The organism is Archangium sp. (assembly GCF_036388035.1).
Taxonomy (GTDB): domain Bacteria; phylum Myxococcota; class Myxococcia; order Myxococcales; family Myxococcaceae; genus Archangium.
The window spans coordinates 1-1,598 of sequence record NZ_DASVSO010000500.1; the positions used below are offsets into that span (position 1 = coordinate 1).

1 protein-coding gene and 1 pseudogene are annotated in these 1,598 nt (G+C 74.3%); one reads left to right on the forward strand and one right to left on the reverse strand.

Annotated elements, in window-relative coordinates; translation table 11 throughout:
- Positions 1 to 1,055, forward strand: a pseudogene (locus VF697_RS20185) (hypothetical protein); the annotation flags it as partial.
- Between the two features lie 31 nt (positions 1,056 to 1,086).
- On the opposite strand, the gene VF697_RS20190 reads toward VF697_RS20185, so the two are convergent.
- Positions 1,087 to 1,598, reverse strand: a 512-nt coding sequence (locus VF697_RS20190) for an HD domain-containing protein (protein WP_331097380.1), incomplete at its 5' end; no start/stop codon positions are given.

Sequence of the window (1,598 nt, forward strand, 5' to 3'; positions counted from 1 at the left end):
CCAGCGCGAGCACCGGTGCGCCCACGCACGGGTACGGCCGACTCGGCAACGCGGGCGGAGGCGGCAACTGCCACGACGCGGGCGGAGGCGGCGGCGGTCACGTCGGCAGGGGCGGGCGAGGCGGCAACTCCGCGACGGAGGACTCGGCGCGCGACGTGGGCGGCCACGGCGGCGCGGCGCTGGGCGGCTACGAGCCTCGGGAGCGCCTGCTGCTCGGCGGTGGCGGAGGCGCCGGCATCGAGGGGACGGACGGAGGCGCGGGCGGTGGCATCATCTTCTTCCGGGCCCGGGAGCTTCAGGGTCCCAAGCCTCGCGGCCTCATCACCGCCAATGGCACCACGCCCCTGGCGGCGACGCACGGAGGCGGAGGCGGTGGCGGCGCGGGCGGCACGGTCCACGTGCGCATCTCGGAGCGGTTTGGCTGCACCGTGCTGGAGGCCCGGGGCGGCACGGGGGCCAACAGCGACATCTCCCCCGGCGGTGGCGGCGGTGGCGGGCGGCTCTTCGCGCAGGGCGCGGGAGGCGTGGAGTCGGTTTGCGCCCTCTCCGTGAATGGGGGGCTCGCGGGCTCCACGCCCACCGCGGGGCATCGGGGTGCCGAGCCCGTCACCGCGGGGGATCCTGTCTTCGCGGGAGGCCAGACGATCATCACCCAGGGCTTCGTCGTGCCCACGGTGACCTGGGTCTCTCCCGGCGCGGGAGCGGTGGACGTGAATCCCTCGCCCCTCCTCGAGGGCAAGACGGCGCCCGGGTCCACCGTGCAGGTGTTCCTCGACGGGGTCGCCCTGGGCTCGCCCGTGGTAGCGGACGACGCGGGAGGCTTCACCATCGAGGTCATCCCGGCGCTCCCCAAGGGTCCCCACGAGGCACGGGCCTGGGCCGAGCAGCTCGGCGTGCGCGGTGCCCTCTCCGAGCCGCTCGGCTTCACCGTGGGCGACCCGCTCTCGCTGCGGGTGGGCTTCGGGTGTGGGGCGGTTCCGGTGGCCACGGGCAGTGGCCTCGGGGCGCTGGGGCTCGTCGTGCTGGCGGTGCTGCTCGGCCGCCAGCGGCGCTGAGTCCCGCTCCGCCAGGTACCTCCGGCTCGGGTCAGGCGCCGAACCAGCCCTTCTGGCGAGCCTCCTCGAGCCGGACTTCCAGGTAGTCCCACAGGGCCGGGCAGCCCGCCTTGATGGGCGGGGAGATCCGCCGCACCACCCGCTCATGGCTGACGCCGTTCTCGCGCCAGCTCTGGCCCGCGTTGGCCAGGTTCAGCAGGACCGGCATGGCCCGGTCCACGGCATGGGCGAAACGGGCCTCCGGCGTTTCACCGTGCTCGAACTCCCGCCACAGCGCCAGGAAGGCCGCGCCTTGCTGCTCCGGCAGCATCCCGAAGATCCGTGTCACCGCCGCCAGCTCGGCCGCCTTGCGCTCCTCCCAGCCGCCCTCGGCGTACACCAGGGTGTCCCCGGTATCGATCTCCCCGATGTCGTGCACCAGCAGCATGCGGATCACCCGGTTGAGATCAATCGCGGAGCCGGCATGGGGCGCCAGGGAGGCGGCCAGCAGCGCGATCTGCCAGCTGTGCTCCGCGGAGTTCTCATAGCGCTCGAGCCCCAGTG